At 71.9% G+C, this 391-nt stretch carries 1 protein-coding gene; it reads right to left on the bottom strand.

Features of this window, described 5'->3' with window-relative positions:
* Positions 1 to 332: hypothetical protein (locus tag NFT33_RS19065; protein ID WP_251677721.1), on the bottom strand; the 332-nt coding region annotated here is incomplete at its 3' end.
* Positions 333 to 391 lie beyond the last annotated feature (59 nt).

Here is a 391-nt window from a genome sequence, read left to right as displayed (position 1 = left end):
CTGGCGTGGCCAGGCCGACCGGCAGCGCCGCGGCACCGGCCTTCAGCGCCAGAAGGCAGGCACTCGACCTCGACCGGCTCGGCACCGGCCGGCAGCGGCCCGGCCAGTAGCGGCAGCACCTCGAGGCCGGGCATCTGGTGCAGCGCAGCCAGGCTGACCGGCAGCGCTGCGGCACCGACCGGCAGGCCCTCGACCTCGATCGGCTCGGCGCCGGCCAGCGGCGGCCCGGCGAGCAGAAGAACGCCCCGTGAAGCCTTCCCGGATGCTTTTGCACTGGCCACAGCGGCCACAGCGGCCACAACAGGCTGAAAATCGTTCGCATGGGTGCGCATGCATCCGAATCGAACAGGGCGCTGTGGCCACAGCAGCGGGTACAACCTGCATGGCACCG

The organism is Sphaerotilus sp. FB-3 (assembly GCF_023706025.1).
GTDB classification, from domain to species: domain Bacteria; phylum Pseudomonadota; class Gammaproteobacteria; order Burkholderiales; family Burkholderiaceae_C; genus Sphaerotilus; species Sphaerotilus sulfidivorans.
This window is presented reverse-complemented; position numbering and strand designations above follow the sequence as displayed.